Annotated in this window: 19 protein-coding genes and 1 tRNA gene; 8 read left to right on the top strand and 12 right to left on the bottom strand. The window is 70.5% G+C overall.

The features are described from left to right. Positions 1 to 45 precede the first annotated feature (45 nt). Positions 46 to 426 (top strand): L-rhamnose mutarotase, encoded by a 381-nt coding sequence (locus tag RI211_RS03100; protein ID WP_187663235.1) that lies wholly within the window; start codon positions 46 to 48, stop codon positions 424 to 426. Then, positions 423 to 1,589 (top strand): L-rhamnose isomerase, encoded by a 1,167-nt coding sequence (rhaI, locus tag RI211_RS03095; RefSeq protein ID WP_315637188.1) that lies wholly within the window; start codon positions 423 to 425, stop codon positions 1,587 to 1,589. The genes RI211_RS03100 and rhaI overlap by 4 nt, the downstream gene beginning before the upstream one ends. A gap of 30 nt (positions 1,590 to 1,619) precedes the next feature. Here the strand turns inward: rhaI and xylB are convergent, their stop codons facing one another. Genes xylB through RI211_RS03070 form a run of 5 tightly spaced genes read right to left on the bottom strand, consistent with a single transcriptional unit; the run spans position 1,620 to position 7,848 of the window. Then, positions 1,620 to 3,020 carry a xylulokinase gene (gene xylB / locus RI211_RS03090; RefSeq protein WP_315637187.1) on the bottom strand — a complete coding sequence of 467 codons (1,401 nt, stop codon included), beginning with the start codon at positions 3,018 to 3,020 and terminating at the stop codon, positions 1,620 to 1,622. A 59-nt stretch (positions 3,021 to 3,079) separates the two neighbouring features. Further along, on the bottom strand, positions 3,080 to 4,153 hold the full coding sequence (locus RI211_RS03085; protein WP_315637186.1) for a substrate-binding domain-containing protein: 1,074 nt from the start codon (positions 4,151 to 4,153) through the stop codon (positions 3,080 to 3,082). Positions 4,154 to 4,211: 58 nt separating this feature from the next. Next, the gene (locus tag RI211_RS03080) at positions 4,212 to 5,219 is read right to left on the bottom strand and encodes an ABC transporter permease (RefSeq protein ID WP_315637185.1); all 1,008 of its coding nucleotides are present in this window, start codon (positions 5,217 to 5,219) and stop codon (positions 4,212 to 4,214) included. Further along, a complete protein-coding gene (locus RI211_RS03075) occupies positions 5,216 to 6,805 on the bottom strand; it encodes a sugar ABC transporter ATP-binding protein (RefSeq protein ID WP_315637184.1) in 1,590 nt (529 codons plus the stop codon). Before RI211_RS03075 ends, RI211_RS03080 begins: the two co-directional genes overlap by 4 nt. Then, positions 6,802 to 7,848: an NAD(P)-dependent alcohol dehydrogenase gene (locus RI211_RS03070; protein WP_315637183.1), complete on the bottom strand. Its 1,047-nt coding sequence runs from the start codon at positions 7,846 to 7,848 to the stop codon at positions 6,802 to 6,804. Before RI211_RS03070 ends, RI211_RS03075 begins: the two co-directional genes overlap by 4 nt. 146 nt (positions 7,849 to 7,994) lie before the next feature. On the opposite strand from RI211_RS03070, the gene RI211_RS03065 reads away from it, so the two are divergent. Then, complete coding sequence (locus RI211_RS03065; protein WP_280568845.1) at positions 7,995 to 8,927, top strand: sugar-binding transcriptional regulator; 933 nt, start codon at positions 7,995 to 7,997, stop codon at positions 8,925 to 8,927. 18 nt (positions 8,928 to 8,945) lie between these two features. On the opposite strand, the gene RI211_RS03060 is transcribed toward RI211_RS03065, so the two are convergent. Together RI211_RS03060 and RI211_RS03055 are read right to left on the bottom strand one after the other, a co-directional pair. Then, the gene (locus RI211_RS03060; protein WP_315637182.1) at positions 8,946 to 10,394 is read right to left on the bottom strand and encodes a rhamnulokinase; all 1,449 of its coding nucleotides are present in this window, start codon (positions 10,392 to 10,394) and stop codon (positions 8,946 to 8,948) included. Positions 10,395 to 10,421: 27 nt separating this feature from the next. Further along, on the bottom strand, positions 10,422 to 11,207 hold the full coding sequence (locus tag RI211_RS03055) for an SDR family NAD(P)-dependent oxidoreductase (protein WP_315637181.1): 786 nt from the start codon (positions 11,205 to 11,207) through the stop codon (positions 10,422 to 10,424). Positions 11,208 to 11,338: 131 nt separating this feature from the next. Here RI211_RS03055 and RI211_RS03050 point away from each other — a divergent pair, with 131 nt between their 5' ends. The 4 genes from RI211_RS03050 (at position 11,339) to RI211_RS03035 (ending at position 16,558) form a co-directional block, all read left to right on the top strand. Further along, on the top strand, positions 11,339 to 12,196 hold the full coding sequence (locus tag RI211_RS03050) for an alpha/beta hydrolase fold domain-containing protein (protein WP_315637180.1): 858 nt from the start codon (positions 11,339 to 11,341) through the stop codon (positions 12,194 to 12,196). 37 nt (positions 12,197 to 12,233) lie between these two features. Continuing rightward, a complete protein-coding gene (locus RI211_RS03045; RefSeq protein ID WP_315637179.1) occupies positions 12,234 to 12,995 on the top strand; it encodes a DeoR/GlpR family DNA-binding transcription regulator in 762 nt (253 codons plus the stop codon). An 87-nt stretch (positions 12,996 to 13,082) separates the two neighbouring features. Beyond that, positions 13,083 to 15,119, top strand: a complete 2,037-nt coding sequence (locus RI211_RS03040) for a bifunctional aldolase/short-chain dehydrogenase (RefSeq protein ID WP_315637178.1) — start codon at positions 13,083 to 13,085, stop codon at positions 15,117 to 15,119. After that, complete coding sequence (locus tag RI211_RS03035) at positions 15,116 to 16,558, top strand: rhamnulokinase (RefSeq protein WP_315637177.1); 1,443 nt, start codon at positions 15,116 to 15,118, stop codon at positions 16,556 to 16,558. Before RI211_RS03040 ends, RI211_RS03035 begins: the two co-directional genes overlap by 4 nt. A 7-nt stretch (positions 16,559 to 16,565) precedes the next feature. On the opposite strand, the gene RI211_RS03030 is transcribed toward RI211_RS03035, so the two are convergent. From RI211_RS03030 to serS, 4 genes are all read right to left on the bottom strand, one after another. After that, positions 16,566 to 17,825 carry an LCP family protein gene (locus tag RI211_RS03030; protein ID WP_187663230.1) on the bottom strand — a complete coding sequence of 420 codons (1,260 nt, stop codon included), beginning with the start codon at positions 17,823 to 17,825 and terminating at the stop codon, positions 16,566 to 16,568. Positions 17,826 to 17,873: 48 nt separating this feature from the next. Then, positions 17,874 to 17,958: transfer RNA gene (locus RI211_RS03025), tRNA-Ser, on the bottom strand. Between the two features lie 42 nt (positions 17,959 to 18,000). Next, complete coding sequence (locus RI211_RS03020; protein ID WP_187663229.1) at positions 18,001 to 18,822, bottom strand: HAD family hydrolase; 822 nt, start codon at positions 18,820 to 18,822, stop codon at positions 18,001 to 18,003. Then, positions 18,819 to 20,123: a serine--tRNA ligase gene (serS, locus tag RI211_RS03015; RefSeq protein WP_315637176.1), complete on the bottom strand. Its 1,305-nt coding sequence runs from the start codon at positions 20,121 to 20,123 to the stop codon at positions 18,819 to 18,821. The genes RI211_RS03020 and serS overlap by 4 nt, the downstream gene beginning before the upstream one ends. Positions 20,124 to 20,180: 57 nt before the next feature. On the opposite strand from serS, the gene RI211_RS03010 reads away from it, so the two are divergent. Then, positions 20,181 to 21,179 (top strand): diacylglycerol/lipid kinase family protein, encoded by a 999-nt coding sequence (locus RI211_RS03010; RefSeq protein ID WP_187663227.1) that lies wholly within the window; start codon positions 20,181 to 20,183, stop codon positions 21,177 to 21,179. Between the two features lie 15 nt (positions 21,180 to 21,194). Here the strand turns inward: RI211_RS03010 and RI211_RS03005 are convergent, their stop codons facing one another. Then, entirely contained in the window at positions 21,195 to 21,941 is a 747-nt protein-coding gene (locus tag RI211_RS03005) for a hypothetical protein (RefSeq protein WP_315637175.1), read from the bottom strand. Between the last annotated feature and the right edge of the window lie 29 nt (positions 21,942 to 21,970).

The following is a 21,970-nucleotide window of genomic DNA, read 5'->3' as shown; positions in this document are numbered from 1 at the left end:
CCGGCGCTCCCCGCGGGCGCCGGCCGGAACTCCGAGAGGAATCGCATGACCCGCGTCGCCTTCCAGCTCCAGGTGAAGCCCGAGCTGCTGTCCGAGTACCTCGCCCGCCACACGCCGGTGCGTCCCGAGATGCTCCGCGAGATCGCGGCCGCCGGCCGGCGCGACTACAGTCTCTTCCTCGGTGCCGGCGGCGTGCTCTTCGGCTACTACGAGACCGATGACGATGCGGCCGCGCAGGCCTACCTCGCCGCCTCCCCCGTCGCCGCACGCTGGGAAGCCGAGATGGCCCCCTTCTTCCTCGACCTCGACGGCCGTCCCGATCAGGCCGCCACCCCTCTCACCGAGGTGTTCCACCTCGAAGACCAGCTCGCCGCCGCCGGCGAGAGCGCCACACCCGCCACCGACAACGAAGGCCGTGCATCGTGAGCATCCTCACCCCCGACATCCTCGCCGCGCTCGAGAAGCAGAGCATCGAGCTGCCCAGCTGGGCGTTCGGCAACTCCGGGACCCGGTTCAAGGTGTTCAGCACTCCCGGCACGCCCCGCGACCCGTACGAGAAGATCGCGGACGCCGCGCAGGTCCACGCCCACACCGGGCTCGCCCCGACCGTGGCGCTGCACATCCCGTGGGACCTCGTCGACTCGTTCGACGACCTGCGACGTCACGCCGAGGACCAGGGCGTCTTCCTCGGCACGGTGAACTCCAACACCTTCCAGGACGACGACTACAAGTTCGGCGCCCTCACCCACGAGGATGCGGCCGTCCGCCGCAAGGCCATCGATCACCACCTGGCCTGCATCGACGTCATGGACGCGACCGGCAGCCGCGACCTGAAGATCTGGCTCGCGGAGGGCTCGAACTATCCCGGGCAAGCGGATCTGCGCGGGCGGCAGGATCGGCTGCACGATTCTCTGCAGCAGATCTACGCGCGCCTCGGCGACCACCAGCGCCTCGTGCTCGAGTACAAGTTCTTCGAGCCCGCGTTCTACCACACCGACGTGCCGGACTGGGGGACGTCCTACGTGCAGGTGACCGCACTCGGCGACAAGGCGATGGTCTGCCTCGACACCGGTCACCACGCGCCGGGCACCAACATCGAGTTCATCGTGATGCAGCTGCTGCGCCTCGGCAAGCTCGGCTCGTTCGACTTCAACTCCCGCTTCTATGCGGACGACGACCTCATCGTGGGTGCCGCCGACCCGTTCCAGCTGTTCCGGATCCTGTTCGAGGTGATCCGGGGCGGAGGGCTGAACAACCCCGACGTCGCGTTCATGCTGGACCAGTGCCACAACATCGAGGACAAGATCCCCGGACAGATCCGCTCCGTGCTGAACGTGCAGGAGATGACAGCGCGTGCGCTGCTCGTCGACCGCGAAGCCCTGACGACCGCTCAGCGCAGCGGGGACGTGCTGACGGCGCACGCCGTCTTCATGGACGCCTTCTCCACCGACGTCCGTCCGGCGCTGGCCGAATGGCGAGAGGGACGGGGTCTCCCCGCCGACCCGATGGCGGCCTACGCGGCCTCCGGGTACGGGCGGCGGATCGCGGAGGAGCGCGTGGGCGGCGTGCAGGCCGGCTGGGGGGCCTGAGCCTGACCGGAGGACGCCCGCCCCGTGCCGTCAGCAGTGCGCCGTGTACTGCTCTCGGATGAGGGCCTGGTGATCGACCGGGAACGTCTGCGCCTGCGCGTCATCCCAGGGTGGGCGCGCGCCGGTGAGAGCCCAGGCAGCCTGGACGGCGGCGCCCCTGGCCACGGCCTCCTCGATTCCCGGCACCTCCACCGGGATGTCGAAGACCTGCGCGGCGATCCGGCCGACGGCCGGATTCCGGGCGGCTCCCCCGATCAGCAGCACCCGGGTGGCGCCCACCTCGCACCGTCTGATCGCATCGAGGCCGTCGGCGAGGCTGCACAGCAGCCCCTCGACGGCGGCACGGGCGAGAGTCTCCCGCCGCGTCGACGCGAGGGACATCCCGAACAGCGTCGCCGTCGCATCCGGCAGGTTGGGCGTCCGCTCACCCTCGAAGTAGGGCTGCAGCACCAGGCCTCCGGCACCGGGTGGCGCCGCCAGGGCGAGGCGGGCGAGCTCCTCGTGTCCGACGCCCAGCAGCCCGGCGATCGCATCGAGCACGCGCGCCGCGTTCAGTGTGGCGACGAGAGGCAGATAGTGCCCGCTGCCGTCGGCGAAGCCCGCCACGACGCCGCTCGGGTCGCGGATGGCCTGTTCCGCGACGGCGAAGACCGTGCCGCTGGTCCCGATCGATATCACCGCGTCGCCGGGAGTGGCCCCGAGGCCCAGCGCGCCGCCGGCATTGTCGCCGAGGCCGGCTCCGACGACGAGACCGGCGGGAGTCACGCCCATCCGCTCATCGGGGGCGAGCACCCGGGGGACGACGGGGATGCTTCCGAAGGCGCGGCCCAGGAGGTCCAGGTCGTAGGCACCGGTCGCCGGGCTCCAGTACGCCGTCCCGCTGGCGTCGGATCGATCGGTCGCGAGCGCGTCGAGGTCGGGGCCGCGCACACTGTCTCCGGCAGGACCGTATCCGCGCAACCGCCACGACAACCAGTCGTGCGGGAGCGCGACCGCGGCCACCCGCGCCACGTTCGCCGGCTCGTGCTCCTGCAACCAGCGCAGCTTGGCGGCGGTGAAGGAGGCCACCGGCACGACGCCCACGCGTCGCGCGAACTCCTCGGCACCGACTTCCGCGACCAGATCCGCGGCCGCCCCGGCGCTGCGGACGTCATTCCACAGCAGGGCGTCGCGGACGACCTCGCCACGCGCGTCGAGGGCCACAAGACCGTGCTGCTGCGCGGCGACGGACAGAGCGGAGACGTCGTCCAGCCCGCCCGCGGCGACGATCGCCTCCTGCAGCGCCGCCCACCACGACGCGGGATCGACCTCGGTGCCGGCCGGGTGCGGCGCGCGCCCGGAGCGGATCACCTGCCCGGTGGCGAGATCGTGCACGGTCACCTTGCAGCTCTGCGTGGACGAGTCCACCCCGGCGACGAGGGTCGGCGGCATTCGGATCCTCCTCTGCGAGCGTCCCGGACCGCGGGAGTCGCCCGCGGTCCGGGACGGGGTCATTCGGTCTGGCCCGTGAGCCCCTCGAACGCGATGTTCCCGGTCTTCAGGTTCTTGTTCGTCATGTCGCTGAGGTTCTCGAGGAACGCCTCACGCTCGGTGACGACGTGGGCGATGGCCTCGTCGACATTGTCCTTCGTGATCGCCGGCATCAGATAGACGGGGTTCTCCTTCACGTCCTCGCCGCGAACGACCGCTGCCGCGTACGCGACGCCGGCCGAGAGCTCGACCGTGCCGTTCTGCAGCGAGGTGCCGATGAAGTCGCCGTTCTTCACGGCCTCCAGACCATCCGCGATCCCGTCGATGCCGACGATCGGCACGTCGGTCATCCCGGCTTCCTTCAGCGCCTGCAACGCGCCGAGGCCCATGTCGTCGTTCTGCGCGATCACGCCGTCGATGTCGTCACCGAAGGCCGAGATCCAGTTGCTCACCTTGTTGACCGCCTCGTCCCGCTTCCAGTTGGCGGTGTCCTTCGCGAGGACCGAGACGTCCGGATACTCGGCCAGGACGTTGTCGATGCCCTGGCCGCGGTTGATCTCGCCGGACCCGCCCAGCGGCCCCTGCAGGATGATCACGTTGCCTTTGCCGCCGAGCGCATCCATCATCATCTGCGCCTCCTGCTCGCCCGCGGCGACGTCGTCCGGCTGCACGGAGCCCGCGAGGTCGTCGCTCGACAGCGAGGCGTTGACGTCGAAGAACGGGATCTCCGCCGCCTTTGCCGCGGCGATCTGCGGCTGCAGCGAGTCGGCCTGCACGGGGATCACCACGATGGCGTCAACGCCCGCGGTGATGTACTGATCGACCTGGCTGGCCTGCGTGTTGACGTCGAGGCCCGCGGAGTTCCACAGGATCTCGATGTTGTTCTCGTCGGCGTACCGCTCGATCCCCTCCTTGCCCTCCGTGACGAACGAGGACATGTCGTAGACGCTGACTCCGATGGTGATGCGCTCTTCCGCGCTCTCGCCGTCGCCGCCGCCGGCGTTCGGGTCGCCGGCGCCGCAGCCGGCGAGGACGAGGGCGGCGACGGAGCTGACGGCGAAAGCCGCGACGATGCGGCTCTTCTTGATGAACATGAGGTTCCTCTCGTGTGCGGAGCGATGAAACAGATGGTGCGGACGGGACGGGATGGGATCAGCGGCTTCGGCGGCGGGTGGCCCAGACGTCGACGGCGACGGCCGCGACGATGAGGACGCCCTTGATGACCTTCTGCCAGTAGGCGGGGACCGTGAGGATGTCGAGACCGTTGTTCAGGGTCTGGATCAGGAGGAGGCCGAGAGCCGTTCCCCAGATGGAACCGCGTCCTCCGAGCAGGCTCGCCCCGCCGATGACGACGGCGGCGATGGCATCGAGCTCGTACCCGACGCCCAGGTTCGGGGCCCCGAGGGTCACCCGGCTGGCGAGCATCACTCCGGAGATCCCCGCGAGCATGCCGGAGATGGCGTAGACGCTGAAGATCGTCCTTCCGACGTTGATGCCGGCGATGGCCGCCGCGACCGGGTTGCCGCCGATCGCATAGACCCGCATGCCCCACGCGGTGCGCCGCATGACGATCGCGAGGCCGATGATCCCCACGATCATCAGGATGACGGGCAGGGTGAGGCCGCCGAACTGGGCGTTGGCGATGCGGGAGAACTCCGGCGGAAGCCCGGTGATGGGGGCGCCGTTGCCGGCGACGAAGGCGACGCCGGAGGCGAGGGTGAGCATGCCCAGGGTGGCGATGAAGGGTGGGACCTTGATCACGGAGACGACGAAGCCGTTGATCGCCCCGGCCAGGAAGCCGACCACCACACCGGCGACGATCGCCAGCCACACCTGGTCGGGGAACGCCTTGGCCGTGAGGCTGCCGAAGACCGCAGAGGCGGCGATCACACTGCCGACGGAGAGGTCGATGCCTCCCGTGAGGATGACCAGCGTCTGCCCGAGGGCGATGAGCGCGAAAGGCGCAGCGGCGACGAGGATCGTCTGGAGGTTGTCGACGGTGCCGAAGCGCGCGCTGCGGTAGAGGAAGAAGGCGATGATGAGCACCATCACGATGACCATCGCGTAGCGGATCGCGAGGTCCCCGAACCAGGTGGGGCTGAATCGTCGCGCCTCGGCGTCAGACGTGAAGGTCTGCGGTGCGGTACGGGTGTCGGTCATTGGTCGTCCTTTGCAGAGGGGGCGAGGCGGGCGCCGGCGTCCGACGTCTCCAATCCGCTCGCGAGCCGGAAGATGCGGTCCTGCACGTCGGGGGCCTGGAGGTCCGTACGGTCGAGCTCGGCGACGATCCCGCCGTCCTTGAGCACGAGCGCGCGGTGCGACAGCGCGAGGATCTCCGGCATGTCGCTGGAGGCCATGATCACGGCCATGCCGGCGGCGGCGAGCTCGGTGATGATCCGGTAGATCTCGCTCCGGGCGCCGACGTCCACGCCTCGGGTCGGTTCGTCGAGCAGCAGCACCTTCACCTCACCGGTGAGCCACCGTGCCAGCACGACCTTCTGCTGGTTCCCGCCGGACAGCGTCTCCATCGTCTGCCCGAGTCCGCGGCTGCGGAGTCGCACCGAGCTCATCACGGCGGACACCGCGTCGACGCGACTCCGGCCCCGCAGCCACCCCGCGACGGAGAACATGCTCAACCGCGGCAGCGTCGCATTGGCGAGGATGTCCATGCTGAGGACGGCTCCTGCCCCCTTGCGGTCCTCGGGGACGAGGGCCATGCCCGCCGTGATCGCATCGGCCGGCCGCCCGCGGCGGACGGGACGCCCACCGACAGCGACCTCGCCGCCCGTGGACGGCCGCACACCGAAGAGGGCCTCGATGAGCTCGGTGCGCCCGGCCCCGACGAGACCGGCGAGCCCGACGATCTCGCCCCGGCGGACCTGCAGGTCGACGGGTCGCGGCGCAGGAGCATACGAGAGGCCGCGGACGGACAGCGCCACATCGTCCGTCGCCGGTGCAGGATCAGGGAAGAGGTCCTCCAGCTCGCGGCCGATCATCGCGGTCACGATGTCGTCGTCGCTCAGCGCGCTCAGCGGCTCGTCCGCGACGAGGCCGCCGTCGCGGAGCACGACCACCCGATCGGCGATCGCCCGGATCTCCTCCATCTTGTGGGTCGTGAAGAGGATCGCGACCCCGCGATCCCGGAGCATCCGCATGTTCTCGAGGAGGCGGGCGACCTCACGCTCGGCGATCGCGCTCGTCGGCTCGTCCAGGAGCAGCACCCGCGCTCCGGTGCTGGTCGCCTTCACGATCTCGACGATCTGCCGCAGACCGACCGGAAGCGATCCCATACGCACGGTGGGGTCGATGTCCACGCCGAACTCGGCGAGCATCTCCTTGGCTTCCCTCGCCATGCGTCGGCGGTCCAGGAAGCCGGAGCGATGACGCCGCTCCCGCCCGACGAAGATGTTCTCGTACACGGTCGTGTCCAGGATCGATGCCAGCTCCTGCGGGACGATCGCCACTCCCCGCTGGTGGGCGTCCCGCGCCGACCCCGAGGCGAGCACCTCGCCCCGCACCAGCACCTCTCCGGAGTCGGCCTTCATCTGGCCGGACGCGATCTTCATCAGCGTCGACTTGCCCGCGCCGTTCTCGCCGGCGAGCGCGGTGACCGTGCCGGGCACGAGACGCAGGCCCACGCCCTTCAGCACGGGTACCCCGCCGAACGCCTTGCGGATGTCGACGCACGCCAGCATCTCCGGCTCTTCCGGCAGCGCGGAGTCCACGGCCTGCGCGAGCGACGTCATGAGTCACTCACGATCGCGTGGTCCGGGCGGACGATGCTCTTCAATGTGGACGGACGCGCGGCGGACTCCAGCGCCGCCCGCACCTCGTCGAGGCCGAAGGAGCCCGTGACCAGGGCGTCGAGATCCACCGCCCCGGAGGCGACCAGCTCGATCGCGAGCGGCCAGGTGTTGGCGTAGCGGAAGACGCCCGTGACGACGAGTTCACGGTTCTGGATCACGGAGACGGGGAGCGCGATCTCGTCCGCGCCCATCCCGACGAGAACGGCCACACCCCCGGGCTTCAGGGCGGCGATGCCCTGCTTCACCGCCACGGGCGAGCCCGAGGCGTCGACGAACGCGTCGAAGTCGGACCCCAAGGGGCCGACCGCCGGGTCCACCGCCTGCGTCGCGCCGAATCGCAGGGCCACGTCGCGACGCTCCGGCATCAGGTCGCTCACCACGATCGTCGTCGCCCCGAAGGCACGGGCGGCCTGCGCCGTGACGATGCCGATCGGCCCTGCTCCCGTGATGAGCAGCCGACTCCCCGGACGCACGCCGGCCTTCTGCACGGCCGCGATGGCGACGGACAGCGGCTCCATGAGGGCGGCCGCTTCGTCGCTGATGGCGTCGGGAACGGCGTAGGCGAAGTCCTGGGGGACCGCGACGAACTCGGCGAAGGCCCCGTCGATCGGGGGCGTGGCGAAGAACGCGATGTCCGGGCAGAGGTTGTAGCGCCCGCTGCGGCAGTACTCGCATCGGCGACACGGCCGCTGCGGCTCGACCGACACGCGCTCCCCCACCCGAGCCGGATCGACGTCCGCACCGACGGCGACGATGACGCCGCCGGCCTCATGGCCCAGCACCAGAGGCGCGTCGACCACGAAGTCGCCGATCCGACCTTCGTGGAAGTAGTGCACGTCGGAACCGCACACCCCGACCGCGCGCACCTGGACGATCACCTCGTCGGGTGCCGCGGCGGGAACGGGCCGGGTCTCGTTCGCGAGTTCGCCGGCGCGCACCAGGACGTTCGCGCGCATGGTGGACGGCAGGGCAGTGCGCTTCATCGGGCTCCTCCGAGGGGCTGTCGTTCGTGCCCGACCGACATTAGCCACCCGTGACGGATGAGACAACTGAGCGCTCATATGAGCGTTCGGAAGGACGGCGCGCTAGGGTGGGGAGCACACGGTCCGACACGAGACGAAGAGGCGCGATGGGTCCCGACGAGTTGGTGCGGATCTCGCACGTCGCACGCAGGCACTACCTGGACGGCAAGACCAAGATCGAGATCGCCGACGAGCTCGGGGTCTCGCGCTTCAAGATCGCCCGGATGCTCGAAGACGCCCTCGCGCAGGGGCTGGTGAAGATCACCATCGAAGCTCCGGCATCCCTCGACCTGGACCTGTCGATGCAGCTGCGGGCCCGCTTCGGCCTGACCCGAGCCCTCGCCGTGATCACCCCCGGCGCGACTCCCGACCTCATCCAGGACCGGCTCGGTCGCGCCGCGGCCGAGCTGCTGAGCGAGATCGTGACGGATGGCGACGTCCTCGGGCTCACGGCGGGTCGCACGCTGACCGCGATGGCCGGCCATCTCCGCACGCTGGCGACGTGCGAGGTGGTGCAGCTCGCCGGTGTCGCCGCCCCCACTCCCGAGAACGGCGTGGAGGTGATCCGCCAGGTCAGCAGGGTCTCCGGGGGCCGTTCCCGCGCGATCTTCGCCCCGCTGCTCGTGGAGTCGGCCGCCACCGCGTCCGCACTCCGGCGCGAGCCCGGGATCCTGGAGACCTTCCGGCGGTTCGACTCCGTCACCAAGGCCGTCGTGGCGATCGGCTCCTGGAATCCGCCGGACTCCCAGCTCTACGACAACGCCGGTCGCGCCGGGGTCCTCGACGAGCTGCTCGCCCTGGGGGTGAAGGCCGAGATCTGCGCGACGCTGATCGACGAGGACGGGGCGCCGGTGGGATCCGTGGCCGAGCGCGCGCTCGCCGTGTCCACCGAGCAGCTGCGCCGGATCCCGGAGGTCATCGCCGTGGCGGGTGGCCCATCGAAGACCGGCGCGGTCGCGGCGGCACTGCGTTCCGGGATCGTCGATTCGCTCGTCACGGATGCGGCGCTGGCCCGGCGCCTGCTCGACGCCCCCGCGTGACGGACGTCACCCTGGCACTCAGCGCACGAGAGGATCGTAGCGCCGCACCGCCGTCGACGCCCTGACGATCCGTCGCAGGTCACCGAGACTTCCGTGGACGGCGCCGTGGGCGCGCGCCTGGACGAGGATGCTGCCCATGGAGGTCGCCTCCGACGGCCCCGTCTCCACGGCCCGACCCGACCTGTTCGCCACCGCCTGCGCGAGGATCGCCGACGCGGAACCACCCCCGACCAGGTGGACCACCCGCACGTCGACCCCGGAGAGGGCAGCCGCCTCGTCGACCTGCCGGGCGACGAAGGCTCCGAGACTCTCGAGCACGAGGCGGACCACGTCGGCGCGATCGGACGGCATGGCACCGCCGGCCTCCGCGACGAGCTCGGCGATGCGCGCGGTCATCTGCCCCGGCCGGAGCAGGCGAGGATCACCGGTGTCGATGACCACGGAGGGCTCGTCCCGTGTGGCCGCCCGATCGAAGAGCTCGTCGCGCACCGTCGTGCTGCGAGGACCCCAGTCGTCCAGACCCCATTCGCGCATGCACTCGTTCACGATCCAGAAGCCGGCGGCGATGCGGAGGAACCGAACGGTGCCGTCGACGCCGAGCTCATTGGTGAAACCGGCGAGCCGCGCGCGCTCCGAGGTGATGAGGTGATCCACCTCCACGCCGGTCAGGATCCAGGTGCCGCAGGAGACGAAGGCGAAGTGCTCGTCGACGGCGGGAACGGCGACCACCGCGCTCGCCGTGTCGTGGGAGGCGACAGCGGTGACGGCCGTGCGGTCGCCGTCGCCGAGGATCCCCCGCTCGACCCGACCGATGATCGTGCCGGGAGAGACCACCTCCGGGAAGATCCGCGCCGGCACCCCGAGGGCCGCGATCCGATCGTGGTCCCAGCCCTGTCCGCGAGGACGCGCGAGTCCGGTCGTGGAGACGTTGGTCGCCTCCGCCACCTGCGCACCACCGAGCCAGTGCGACAGCAGGTCGGGCATCAGCAGCATGCGGTCGACGCCGTCGAGGCGGCCGGCCTCCCTGTCGGCCATGAGCTGGTAGACGGTCATGATCGGGAGCGCCGTGACTCCCGTCGCCCGGAACGCGTCGACGGCGGGAAGGACGGCGTCGACGAGCGGGAAGGTGCGGTCGGTCCGGGAGTCCCGCTGGTGGAACGGTGCTTCGACGAGGCCCCCGTAGGCGACCAGCCCGTAATCGCCGGACCAGGTGTCGACCGCGACGCTGGAGAACGCCTCGCCTCGACGGCGGAGGATCCTCAGGCCGGAGACCGCATCGCGGTACAGCTTCTCGGCGTCCCACCGTAGGCCCAGCTCATCGCTGAACGCCCGGTTCCGGAAGCGGTGCACCCCCTCGATGTGCAGACGACCCCGGTCGAGCACCGCACCGACCACACGGCCGCTGGAGCCACCGAGGTCGATGGCGGCAGCACGGAAGGTCTCCGAGCCGGGGGGCGGGACGGGCATGCCCCTCAGCCTAGGGTTCCCTCGTCGTCACACGCTGGTGTATCCGCCGTCGATGAGGATGCTCTGGCCCAGAACGTAGCGGGAGCGCTCGCTGGCGAGGTAGACGAGGAGATCGCCGAGTTCCTCCGGCTCCCCCATGCGGCCCGCGGGGATGCGGCGCACCCAGTCCTCGGCCATCTCCGGATGCTCCGCGACGAAGTCCCGCGTCATGTCGCTCGCGAAGTAGCCGGGGGCGATGGCATTGACGCGGATCCCGTGGGGATGCCATTCGATGGCCGCGCTCTTGGTGAGCATCGAGACCGCCGCCTTGGAGGCGTTGTAGGCGGCCTGGGTCTGCGGGATGTTCACGGCGAAGGCCGACATGGACGAGACGTTGACGATGCTCGCCGGGATTCCCCGCCCGGCATCGACGTGCCGTCGGGCGAACTCCCGGCTGACGACGAACATGCCCGTCACATTCACGTCGAAGAGCCGCCGCCAGTCCTCCGTCGAGGTCTCCAGCAGCGGCGTCCCGAGCGTGATCCCGGCGCTGTTGACGAGGATGTCCGGCACCCCGATCTCCCGAGCCACGGTGTCCAGTCCGCTTCTCACGGAGTCCTCCGACGTCACGTCGACCTCGACGCCGAGGCACGGGCGCCCTGCGCGGGCCGCGAGGTCGTGGGCAGCCTCCTGCACGGTGTCGAGGCGATCGAACAGGGCGACGCGGGCGCCGGCGTCCGCCAAGGCCTCGGCCATCGCGTATCCGAGGCCCCGGGCTCCCCCGGTGACGACGGCGGTCCGGGCGAGCAGGGGTTCGGGGGTGAATGCAGACATGGAGCAGAGCATATCCCGGCCCGCTCACTTCGGAACACTGCCCGCTCAGATGAGCGTTTAATGCCTACGGCGCCTCCGCGGCGGGGCTCGTCCTGCGTCGGCAGGGCGTGCCGGATCGATAGATTCCCCTCATGACCCTCCGCGCAGCGCCGACCGTGACCGACCATGTCCTCACCGGCCCGCACGGTCCCCTCCGCGTGCGCGGCTACCGTCCCGCCGAGCCGCGCGGACCAGGGCTGGTGTGGGCGCACGGGGGCGGCTTCGCCGGTGGCGACCTGGACATGCCGGAGGCGCACGCCGTCGCCTCCGCTCTCGCCGCAGCCGGCATCGCGGTGGTGAGCGTCGACTACCGCCTCGCCCCGATGACGGAGGCCTGGGCCGTGCGACTCGATGCGGCGCCACGACGCGGTGTCCACTTCCCGGTGCCCCACGATGAGGTGACGGCCGCGTTCCGGTGGGCCGTCGCGTCGGGCCTCGCCACCGGCGGGTGGGCGATCGGCGGCGCCAGTGCCGGAGCGAACCTCGCCGCCGGCGCCGCCCTGCGCCTCAGTCGCGGGACTGGCCCTCGGCCAACCCTCGCCGTGCTGGCGTACCCGACACTGCATGCCGTTCAGGATGCCCCCGGCCCCGAGCTGCGCGCGCTGCTGGACGCCGATCCGGCGGCAGACGTGTTCCGTCCGGATTTCGTCCTCGACATGTACGAGAACTACATCGGTGGCCCGGTGAGCGCGGCGGACGTTCATGCGATCCCCGGCACCGCGACAGCCGACGATCTCAGAGACTTCCCCGCCACGATCATCGTGAACAGCGAGACCGACGAGCTGCGGATGTCCGGCGAGGCGTTCGGTCGGACGCTGGCCACGGTGGGCATAGAGGTCGCCGTGCACACCGAACCGGGCACCACCCACGGCCACCTCAACCGGCCCGCAGAGGCCGCTTTCGCCGCGACGATCGCCCGTTTCACATCCCGCATCCTCCCGCCCCGGTAGCGCCGGGGTCATACCGGTCACCGGATAGATTCCTCCCATGACCCTTTCCGGAAACCTCGACGCCCAACGACGTCGCGACAGCCTCGTCGCGCTCGCCAACGAGCCGGGAGGGGTGTCGATCGACGCAGCGGCCACCCTGTTCGAGGTCTCGTCCATGACGATCCGGCGGGACCTGCTGGAGCTGGAGACCGAAGGGCGCGTGCGCCGGGTGCGCGGCGGCGCGACGGCGGCGTCGCGGGCCCGACCGTTCGATGCCCGTCGAGCGCAGCGGGCGCGCGCCAAGCGAATCATCGCCGACAAGGCCCTTCCGCTGATCCCGCCGTCGGGGACCCTCGCGCTGGATGCCTCGACCACGATCAGCACCCTCGCCTCACTCATCGGTCCGCGGAACGACCTCACCGTCCACACGAATGCGGTCGAGACGTTCCAGATCCTGCAGCCGCTCGAGGGGGTGACCGCCGTGCTGTCCGGCGGCACGGCCGAGCCGACGACGGGGAGCCTCACCGGCCCGATCGCCGTCCGCAGTCTGGGGTCGGTGTACTACGACACGTTCTTCGCTTCCGCCGACGCCCTGGACCCCGAGGACGGCTCGTCCGAGGTGTCGCTGGAGGAAGCGGAAGTGAAGCGGGTCCTCGCCGCGAACGCGACGACGACGGTGCTGTGCATCGACTCGAGCAAGCTCGATCGCCGCTCGGTGGCCCGCGCCCTGACCCGCGAGGACATCAGCGTGCTGATCACCGAGCTCGACCCGGCGGATGAGCGCCTCAGCCCCTTCCGGAACGAGGTCGAGCTCCGGTGACCCCTTGGCGCAACGTTCACATCATGTTATCTTTCACATGATCGAACAGCGCAGCCCGCGCTCGACATGGCTCGCCCAGGAGAATCAATGACGAACCCCACCGCCGCCGAACTACTCGCGCGGAGCAACCGCCTGGGCGCCGACCCCAAGAACACGAACTACGCCGGCGGCAACACGTCCGCCAAGGGCACCGAGATCGACCCCGTGACCGGGCAGCCGGTCGAGCTCCTCTGGGTCAAGGGGTCGGGCGGGGACCTCGGCACGCTGACCGAGAACGGCCTGGCCGTCCTCCGCCTCGATCGCATGCGCGCGCTCGTCGACGTCTATCCGGGCGTCGAGCGGGAGGACGAGATGGTCGCCGCCTTCGACTATTGCCTCCACGGCAAGGGCGGCGCCGCCCCCTCGATCGACACCGCGATGCACGGCCTGGTCGATGCCCCGCACGTGGACCACCTCCATCCCGACTCGGGCATCGCGATCGCCACCGCGGCCGACGGCGAGGAGCTCACGAGAGCGATCTTCGGCGACCGGGTCGTCTGGGTGCCGTGGCGCCGCCCGGGCTTCCAGCTGGGGCTGGACATCGCGGAGATCAAGGCGGCGAACCCGCAGGCCATCGGCACGATCCTCGGCGGACACGGCATCACCGCCTGGGGCGATTCCTCCGAGGAGGCGGAGGCGAACTCCCTCTGGATCATCGACACCGCCGCCGCCTACATCGCGGAGCACGGGTCCCCCGAACCGTTCGGCGGCACGCGCTCGGGCTTCGAAGCCCTGCCGGAGCCGGAGCGCCGCGCGCGGGCGGCCGCCCTCGCCGGAACCATCCGCGGGCTCGCGTCGACGGACAAGCCGATGGTCGGTCACTTCACCGACAGCGACGTGGTCCTCGACTTCCTCGCCTCCGAGAAGGCCCCGGCCCTCGCCGCCCTCGGCACGAGCTGCCCCGATCACTTCCTGCGCACCAAGGTCAAGCCGCTCCTCCTCGACCTCCCTGTCACGGCGACCGTGGAGGAGCAGACAGCACGGCTGCGGGAGCTCCATGCCGCCTACCGCGCCGACTACCAGGCCTACTACGACGCCCACGCCACGGCCGAGTCGCCGGCGATCCGCGGCGCGGATCCGCTGATCGTCCTCGTGCCCGGCGTCGGCATGTTCTCCTACGGGGCGAACAAGCAGACCGCTCGTGTCGCCGGCGAGTTCTACGTGAACGCCATCAACGTCATGCGCGGTGCCGAGGCGCTGTCCACGTACTCCCCCATCTCCGACGCCGAGAAGTTCCGCATCGAGTACTGGGCGCTGGAGGAGGCGAAGCTGCAGCGCATGCCGAAGCCGAAGTCCCACCAGGGCCGCATCGCCCTCGTCACCGGCGCCGCGAGCGGGATCGGCAAGGCCATCGCGACCCGCCTCGCCGCGGAGGGCGCCTGCGTGGTCGTCGCCGACCTGGACCTGGACAAGGCCAGGGCCGCGGCCGCCGAGCTCGGGAACGACGACGTGGCGATCGGCGTGGCCGCGAACGTCGCCGACGCCGATGCGGTGCAGGCCGCGATCGACCAGGCGGTGCTCGCGTTCGGCGGCATCGACCTCGTCGTGAACAACGCCGGCCTCTCGCTGTCGAAGCCTCTGCTGGAGACGACCGAGAAGGACTGGGATCTCCAGCACGACGTGATGGCGAAGGGCTCGTTCCTCGTCTCGAAGACCGCCGCGCGCGTGCTCATCGACCAGGGACTCGGCGGCGACATCATCTACATCTCCTCCAAGAACTCCGTCTTCGCCGGCCCGAACAACATCGCGTACTCGGCGACGAAGGCCGACCAGGCGCACCAGGTGCGGCTGCTCGCCGTGGAGCTCGGCGCGCACGGCATCCGGGTCAACGGCATCAACCCCGACGGCGTGGTCCGCGGGTCCGGGATCTTCGCCTCCGGCTGGGGAGCGAACCGGGCGGCCACATACGGCGTCAAGGAGGAGGACCTCGGGCAGTTCTACGCCGACCGCACGATCCTCAAGCGCGAAGTCGTGCCGGAGAACGTCGCGGACGCCGTCTATGTGCTGACCGGCCCGGAGCTGAGCCGCACCACCGGTCTGCACATCCCCGTCGACTCCGGCGTCGCCGCGGCGTTCCTGCGATGACCGACGACCGCTCGCCCGCGACCGTACGGCACGTCCGTGCGGTCGCGGCGGTGGATCTCGGCGCCACGAGCGGTCGGGTGATGATCGGCCGAGTGGGACCGGGTGTCCTGGAGCTCGAGCCCGTGTCGCGGTTCCCGAACGGACCGGTGACCCGCGCCGACGGTCTGCACTGGGACTTCGACGCCCTCGTCGCCCATGTCCTCGATGGCCTCGCGGAAGCGGTGCGCCGGGAACCGAACATCGAGTCCATCGGGATCGACTCGTGGGCGGTCGACTACGGCCTCCTGCGTGCCGGTGAGCTGCTCGCCGAGCCATTCCACTACCGCGACGACCGCACCGCCGGCGGCGTGGACGAGGTCCACGCCCTGGTCCCGTTCGAGGAGCTCCACGCCCGCAACGGCCTGCAGTTCCTCCCGTTCAACACGCTCTACCAGCTCCGGGCGGACGAGCTCCGGCACGACGCCGACACCGCGCTCCTCATCCCGGACCTCCTCGCCTTCCTCCTCACCGGTGCCCGCGTCGCCGAACGGACCAACGCCTCGACGACAGGCCTGCTGGACGTGGAGTCCGGCACCTGGGATGTGGCGCTCGCGACCCGTCTCGGGATCGACGCCTCCCTCCTGCCGGACCTCGTCGATCCCGGCACGGTCATCGGCCGGCTGCGCCCGGAGGTGGCAGAGCGCATCGGCGCCGATCTGCCGGTGATCGCGGTCGGTTCGCACGACACCGCGTCGGCGGTGGCCGCCGTTCCGATGACGTCGCCCCGCGCCGCGTACATCTCCTGCGGCACCTGGGGGCTGGTCGGTGTGGAGCACGCTCAGCCGATCCTCACGGACGCGGCCAGGGAAGCGAACTTCACCAACGAACGCGGTGTGGACGATCGGTTCCGCGTCCTCCACAACGTGACCGGTCTCTGGCTCCTCAGCGAGACCGTGCGCGCGTGGGAGAGCGAAGACGGCAAGGCCATCGACCTGTCCGGGCTTCTCGACCAGGCGGCCGCCACGGCGCCGCCCTCCGCCGTGTTCGACGCGAACGACCCCTCGCTGTCGGCCCCCGGGGACATGCCGACGCGTATCGCTGGCCTCCTGCACGCACACGGTGCCGTCGCGCCCACCGATCGTCCGGCGTTCGTCCGGCTCGTCGTGGAGAGCATCGCCGCCGCCTTCGCCGACGCGGTCCGCACGGCGGGCCGGCTCTCCGGACAGCCTCTCGACGTCGTCCACCTCGTCGGCGGCGGGTCTCTCAACCGGCTGCTGTGTCAGGCGACGGCGGACCGCACCGGGCTTCCCGTCCTGGCAGGGCCTGTCGAGGCGACCGCCCTCGGCAACGTCCTCGTCCAGGCGCGGGCTCTGGGCGCGGCGCCGGCCGAGCTCTCGGAGCTTCGCGCCCTCGTCGCCGCGACGCATCCGCCGGCGGCCTATCGCCCGCGGAGCTCCTGAGTCCCGCTCAGCGCACGTTGCCGTTCGAGCACGTCTGCTGCGCGGCGGAGTTGCCCTTGATGGAATCGGGAAGCGCCACGACGTCCGGAGCCGTCGTGGGGGTCGGCGTCGCCCCCTGTGTCGGCGTGGTGGGCTCCGTGGGCTCGGTCGGAGTCGTCGGTTCCTCCACGACGACGCCATCGTTGCTGGTGTTCTCGTGCGTGATCTGCAACTGGGCGTTGGCCTCGATCGCGTCCCAGAGGGCGGCGGCGGCCTCCTCGTTCGGCACGACCTTGTTCGGGTCGTCCCAGTCCTCCAGGGTCGGATACTGCACGAACACGATGTCCTCGAACGGCACCGACTTCACGGCCAGCGCGATCTGCACGATCATCATCGGGTCGGCGAGCGACGTGCTCGTCTCCAGGTTCTGGATGCCGGTGTTGGCGAGCTTCAGCATGACCGGCACGTTGCCCAGCACCTCGCCGCTGATGAGCTTGCGGGCGAGACTGGACATGTACTGCTGCTGGTTGCCGATGCGGCCCAGGTCGCTGCCGTCGCCGACGCCGTGCCGGGTGCGGAGGAACTGCAGAGCCTCGAGGCCCTGCACGGTGTGCGTGCCGGCCGCCATGTCCAGACCCGTGTAGCGGTCCCGGATCGGGTTCGCGAGGCAGACGTCGACTCCGCCGATCGCGTTGGTGATCTCGATGACACCACCGAACGTCACGGAGGCGGCGAACTGCACCTCCTGGTCCGTGAGCGCCGAGATCGTACGGACGACGCAGTTCAGCCCGCCGTCGGTGTACGCGACGTTGAGCGGCTGCTTGCTCATCGCGGCCGTGGCGTTGCCGTCCTCGTCCTCGCACGACGGGATCGGGATCATGAGGTCACGCGGGAAGCTGACGACGGTGATCCGCCGCGGCTCCTCGGACACGTGCACGAGCAGGTTCACGTCGTTGAGCGTGCCCTCGGCGTCGCCGCCGGTGCACCGGTCGCCGAAGTACTGCTTGTAGTCGTCCTCGCAGGTGTCGACTCCGGCGAGGACGAGGTTGAACCCACCCTTGTAGGCCCCGATGTCCGGCGGCAGGTCTTCCTGCCCGTCGAGATCGACGGCGTTCGCGGAGACGGTGCTGGAGAAGTCGAGGTAGAAGTAGGCCGCGACGCCGATGCCGCTGACGAGCACCACCGCCATGCTGATCGCGAGAAGCCGGAGGAGCTGGCTGACGGGACCGGGCGAGCGCAGCTGACCATGTCGCGCGACGGTGCGGCGGCGTCGGGTGTTCTCGCTCACTCGGGCCCTTTCGGATTCAGCGACGGCGGGGGTACCGCGCTCAGGAAGCGGAGGGTGTGGGATTCGAACCCACGAGACATCTCTGCCCACTGGTTTTCAAGACCAGCTCCATCGGCCACTCGGACAACCCTCCCGACAGAAACTTCTGTCGACCAGGCGCGAGTCTAGCCGAGTTCTATTCTCCGGCGTCGACCTGGGCGGGCGCTGGAAGCGTGTTCAGGGCGGCGGCGAGCCCTCCCCGCTCGACGTCGGCGGTGATCTCCCCCGCGGCGTCCTTCACCTCGACCGGCGCCTGTCCCATGGCCACCGCGCGTCCGCCGCCGCTGCGGGCCCAGCCGAACATGCCGATGTCGTTGCGTCCGTCCCCGGCGACGAGCACCCGCGCAGCGTCGAGACCGAGTTCGTCCCGCACACGCTCCAGGGCCGTGCCCTTGTCGACGCCCTGCGGAGCGATGTCCAGCCAGGCCGTCCACCCGATCGCATAGGAGACCTCGTTGAGGCCGGCGTCGGCGACGAGCCGATGGAAGTCGTCCTCGTCGTGTCCGGGCGAGACGACGACGATTCGGGAGACGGGAAGGGCTCCGAGCTCCTCGAAGTCGACCTGGCGTCCGCCGTCGAGAGTCCAGTCGTCGAGCTGCTCGGTGAACAGGCGCTGGCCGGAGCCGAGCTCGACCATGTACCGGGCGTCCGGAAGCCGATCCCGCAACAGGGCCAGCACGGGTGTCGGGTCGAAGGTCTCGACGTGCCAGCGCTCCCAGTCATCCCCGTCTCGGCGCATCGTCACGGCACCGTTGGAACACACCACGTAGTCGGCGGTGAGGCCGAGCTCCTCCACATAGCGGCGGGTCGCCATCCAGCTGCGGCCGGTGGCGATGGTGACCACGTGCCCCGCCTCGCGGACACGGGTGATGGCCTCGGGAACCCCGGGGCTCATCGTCTCGTCCTGGAGGAGGATGGTCCCGTCGACGTCGAGGCCGACCAGCCAGGGCGCCGTCACCGGGTGCTCTGCTCGTCGGCGAGCGGGCGGATCACCTCGAGTCCGCCGAGGTAGGGGCGCAGGACCTCGGGGACCCGCACCGAGCCGTCCGCCTGCTGATGCGTCTCGAGCAGGGCGACGATCCAGCGCGTGGTGGCGAGCGTGCCGTTGAGGGTCGCGACATGCTGGGTCTTCGGTGCCGTGCCACCGTCCTCCGCCGTCGGGCGGTATCGCACGTCGAGACGACGCGCCTGGAAGGTCGTGCAGTTCGAGGTCGACGTCAACTCGCGGAATGCGCCCTGGGTGGGCACCCACGCCTCGATGTCGTACTTGCGGGCTGCGCTCGACCCGAGGTCTCCCGCGGCGACGTCGATCACGCGGTAGGCCAGACCGAGCGAGGTCAGCATCTCCTCCTGGAGGGCGACGAGACGCAGATGCTCGGCCTCGGCGTCCTCGGCCGTGGTGTAGACGAACATCTCCAGCTTGTTGAACTGGTGCACGCGGATGATCCCGCGGGTGTCCTTGCCGTGCGAGCCGGCCTCACGGCGGTAGCAGGTCGACCATCCGGCGTAGCGGAGGGCACCGCGCGCGAGATCGACGATCTCGTCCTTGTGGTAGCCGGCGAGGGCGACCTCGCTCGTGCCGACCAGGTAGAGGTCGTCGTCCTTGTCGAGGTGGTAGACCTCGTCGGCGTGCTCGCCGAGGAAGCCGGTGCCCTGCATGATCTCAGGGCGCACGAGGGTGGGCGTGATGAGCGGGACGAAGCCGTTCTGCAGCGCCTTGTCGAGAGCGAGGTTCATGAGGGCGATCTCGAGCCGGGCGCCGATCCCGCGGAGGAAGTAGAAGCGCGCTCCGGAGACCTTGGCCCCGCGCTCCATGTCGATGGCGCCGAGCATCTCACCGAGCTCGAGGTGGTCGCGCGGCTCGAAGTCGAACGCGGGGACCTCGCCCACGCGGCGCAATTCGACGAAGTCCTCCTCACCGCCGGCGGGGACACCGTCGATGACGACGTTCTCGATCCGCGCCAGTGCCGTGGCCGCGGCCTCGGCCGCCTCGTTCGCCGCGTGCTGCGCCTGCTTGACCCGGTCGGCGAGGTCCTTGGCCTGCGCGACCAGGGCGGCCTTCTCCTCCTTGGGTGCCTTCGCGACCTGCTTGCCGAACGCGTTCTGCTCGGCGCGCAGCTCCTCGAATGCGGCGAGCGCGGCGCGGCGCGACCGGTCGGCCTCGAGTGCGACGTCGACGGTGCTCTGGTCATTGCCACGGGCAGCCTGCGAACGGCGGACGATCTCCGGGTTGTCGCGGAGGAGTGCGAGGTCGATCATCCCGCAAGTCTACGAGGTGCGAGGGGAGGGCCCGGGCGGGCGGTCTAGAGTAGCGCCATGACCACGAGTCCCCCCGTCCTGAAGCAGGCGGCGCTCGTGTACAACCCGGTGAAAGTGGACGGGAAGCGCCTGCGCGCTCAGGTCCGCGACCTCTCCCGCGAAGCGGGGTGGGATCACCCCGCTTTCTATCCGACGACCATCGAGGACGCGGGGCAGGGTGCGACGGCGGAAGCGCTCGCACGCGGGGTGGACGTCGTGCTCGTGGCCGGCGGCGACGGCACGGTGCGGGCGGTCGCCGAAGCCATCGCCCGCACGGGTGTCCCGCTCGCGATCCTCCCGAGCGGCACCGGGAATCTCCTCGCGCGGAACCTCGGCCTCCCGCTGACCGACCCTGCGGAGATGATCCGCGCCGCGCTGGGCGACTTCCACCATCCGATCGACATCGGGTGGGCACGGATGACCAGGGAGGACGGCAGCGAGGAGGAGCACGCCTTCGTCGTGCTCGCCGGCATCGGTCTCGACGCCGACATGATCGCCAACACCCGAGCCGACCTGAAGAAGTCCGTCGGCTGGATCGCGTACGTCGACGGCGCGGCCCGGTCCCTTCCGCGCGCGAAGCCCTTCCGCGCCGTGTACCAGATCGGCACGGGACGCTTGCACTCCACGAAGGTGCACAGCATCCTGTTCGCGAACTGCGGCACGCTCCCGGCGGGCATCTCCCTCATCCCGGACGCCTCCATCACGGACGCCACCCTCGACGTCGCGGTCATCCAGCCCACCGGCGTGCTCGGCTGGCTGGGCGTCTGGCGGAAGATCTGGTGGGACAACTCCGTGCTGCGCCGCTTCCGCGCCGGACGCTTCGTGCTCGATCGCCGCGGCACCGACGCGTCCGTCCACTACTTCCGCGGCGCCCGCGCCGAGGCCGCGGCGCCCGGCCCCACGCCGATCGAGCTCGACGGCGACGAGTTCGGGGAGGCCGTGCACGTCACCTGCCGGGCGGACCCCGGTGCGCTCCTGCTGGCGCTGCCCACCGGGCACCCGGTGCACATCCTCTGACCAGGGGCTGCGGACTCAGCGCACCTCGACCGTGCCGTCGAGGCCGCCACCGACGAGCGTCAGCTGGAACGGACCGTCGTCGTCGACGTCATCCTCGGGGAATTCGACCACCGTGGCCCGGGGCGCCATGTCCATGGTGCAGACCTGGTTCTCGTCGGTGACGAAGGTCACGGTCCCCGTGGATCCGTCGGCCTCGGCGGATTCGACGACCGGAGCGCAGCTGGAGGACCCCCAGGTCAACAGGACGAGCCCACCGTCGTCGAACCAGCCGGCCGACGGCTGGTACTCGGTCGCCGAGCCCGGTGTCGCCGTGGCGTCAGGGTCGGCATCGACATCGATCTCGTCGAGCAGGTCGCCGTAGGTCACCACGAGGGTGACGTCCTTCGTCGGGTCCACGCCCTTGGGCAGAGCGCCGACGCTCGCCCGCGGCGCGAGGTCCGCCGTGCACGCCTGCTCCGTCGCGCCATCGCCTTCCGGTTCGACGAGGGTGACCGAGACCCGCTGCCCCTCGGCGGTGATCTCGTCGACCTGAGGGAGGCACGTCGAGGATCCCCAGCTCACGACGGCGAACATCCGCCCGTCGTCGAGGAGCGTCGCGTCCATGTCGTCCTGCTCGTCGCTGCTCCCGGCGTTCCCGGGGCCGCTGGAGGGATCCGACGTGGTGTGCGGTGCGGTGCCGCCCGGGCCCACCGTGCAGCCGGCGAGGACGAGGGCCGCGGCGAGCGCGGAGGACACGGCGATCACGAGCCTGCGGGGAGTCATGCCCTCAGGGTAGCGGCGGGTTCCTCCAC

This window comes from Microbacterium meiriae (assembly GCF_032364335.1).
Lineage (GTDB): Bacteria > Actinomycetota > Actinomycetes > Actinomycetales > Microbacteriaceae > Microbacterium > Microbacterium meiriae.
This window is presented reverse-complemented; position numbering and strand designations above follow the sequence as displayed.

Excerpts from the sequence above, each read along its gene's own strand:
- RI211_RS03100 (WP_187663235.1), top strand. The coding sequence starts at position 46 with ATGACCCGCGTCGCCTTCCAGCTCCAGGTGAAGCCCGAGCTGCTGTCC.
- xylB (WP_315637187.1), bottom strand. The coding sequence starts at position 3,020 with ATGCCGCCGACCCTCGTCGCCGGGGTGGACTCGTCCACGCAGAGCTGC.
- RI211_RS03085 (WP_315637186.1), bottom strand. The coding sequence starts at position 4,153 with ATGTTCATCAAGAAGAGCCGCATCGTCGCGGCTTTCGCCGTCAGCTCC.
- RI211_RS03080 (WP_315637185.1), bottom strand. The coding sequence starts at position 5,219 with ATGACCGACACCCGTACCGCACCGCAGACCTTCACGTCTGACGCCGAG.
- RI211_RS03075 (WP_315637184.1), bottom strand. The coding sequence starts at position 6,805 with ATGACGTCGCTCGCGCAGGCCGTGGACTCCGCGCTGCCGGAAGAGCCG.
- RI211_RS03070 (WP_315637183.1), bottom strand. The coding sequence starts at position 7,848 with ATGAAGCGCACTGCCCTGCCGTCCACCATGCGCGCGAACGTCCTGGTG.
- RI211_RS03065 (WP_280568845.1), top strand. The coding sequence starts at position 7,995 with ATGGGTCCCGACGAGTTGGTGCGGATCTCGCACGTCGCACGCAGGCAC.
- RI211_RS03060 (WP_315637182.1), bottom strand. The coding sequence starts at position 10,394 with ATGCCCGTCCCGCCCCCCGGCTCGGAGACCTTCCGTGCTGCCGCCATC.
- RI211_RS03055 (WP_315637181.1), bottom strand. The coding sequence starts at position 11,207 with ATGTCTGCATTCACCCCCGAACCCCTGCTCGCCCGGACCGCCGTCGTC.
- RI211_RS03050 (WP_315637180.1), top strand. The coding sequence starts at position 11,339 with ATGACCCTCCGCGCAGCGCCGACCGTGACCGACCATGTCCTCACCGGC.
- RI211_RS03045 (WP_315637179.1), top strand. The coding sequence starts at position 12,234 with ATGACCCTTTCCGGAAACCTCGACGCCCAACGACGTCGCGACAGCCTC.
- RI211_RS03040 (WP_315637178.1), top strand. The coding sequence starts at position 13,083 with ATGACGAACCCCACCGCCGCCGAACTACTCGCGCGGAGCAACCGCCTG.
- RI211_RS03035 (WP_315637177.1), top strand. The coding sequence starts at position 15,116 with ATGACCGACGACCGCTCGCCCGCGACCGTACGGCACGTCCGTGCGGTC.
- serS (WP_315637176.1), bottom strand. The coding sequence starts at position 20,123 with ATGATCGACCTCGCACTCCTCCGCGACAACCCGGAGATCGTCCGCCGT.
- RI211_RS03010 (WP_187663227.1), top strand. The coding sequence starts at position 20,181 with ATGACCACGAGTCCCCCCGTCCTGAAGCAGGCGGCGCTCGTGTACAAC.
- RI211_RS03005 (WP_315637175.1), bottom strand. The coding sequence starts at position 21,941 with ATGACTCCCCGCAGGCTCGTGATCGCCGTGTCCTCCGCGCTCGCCGCG.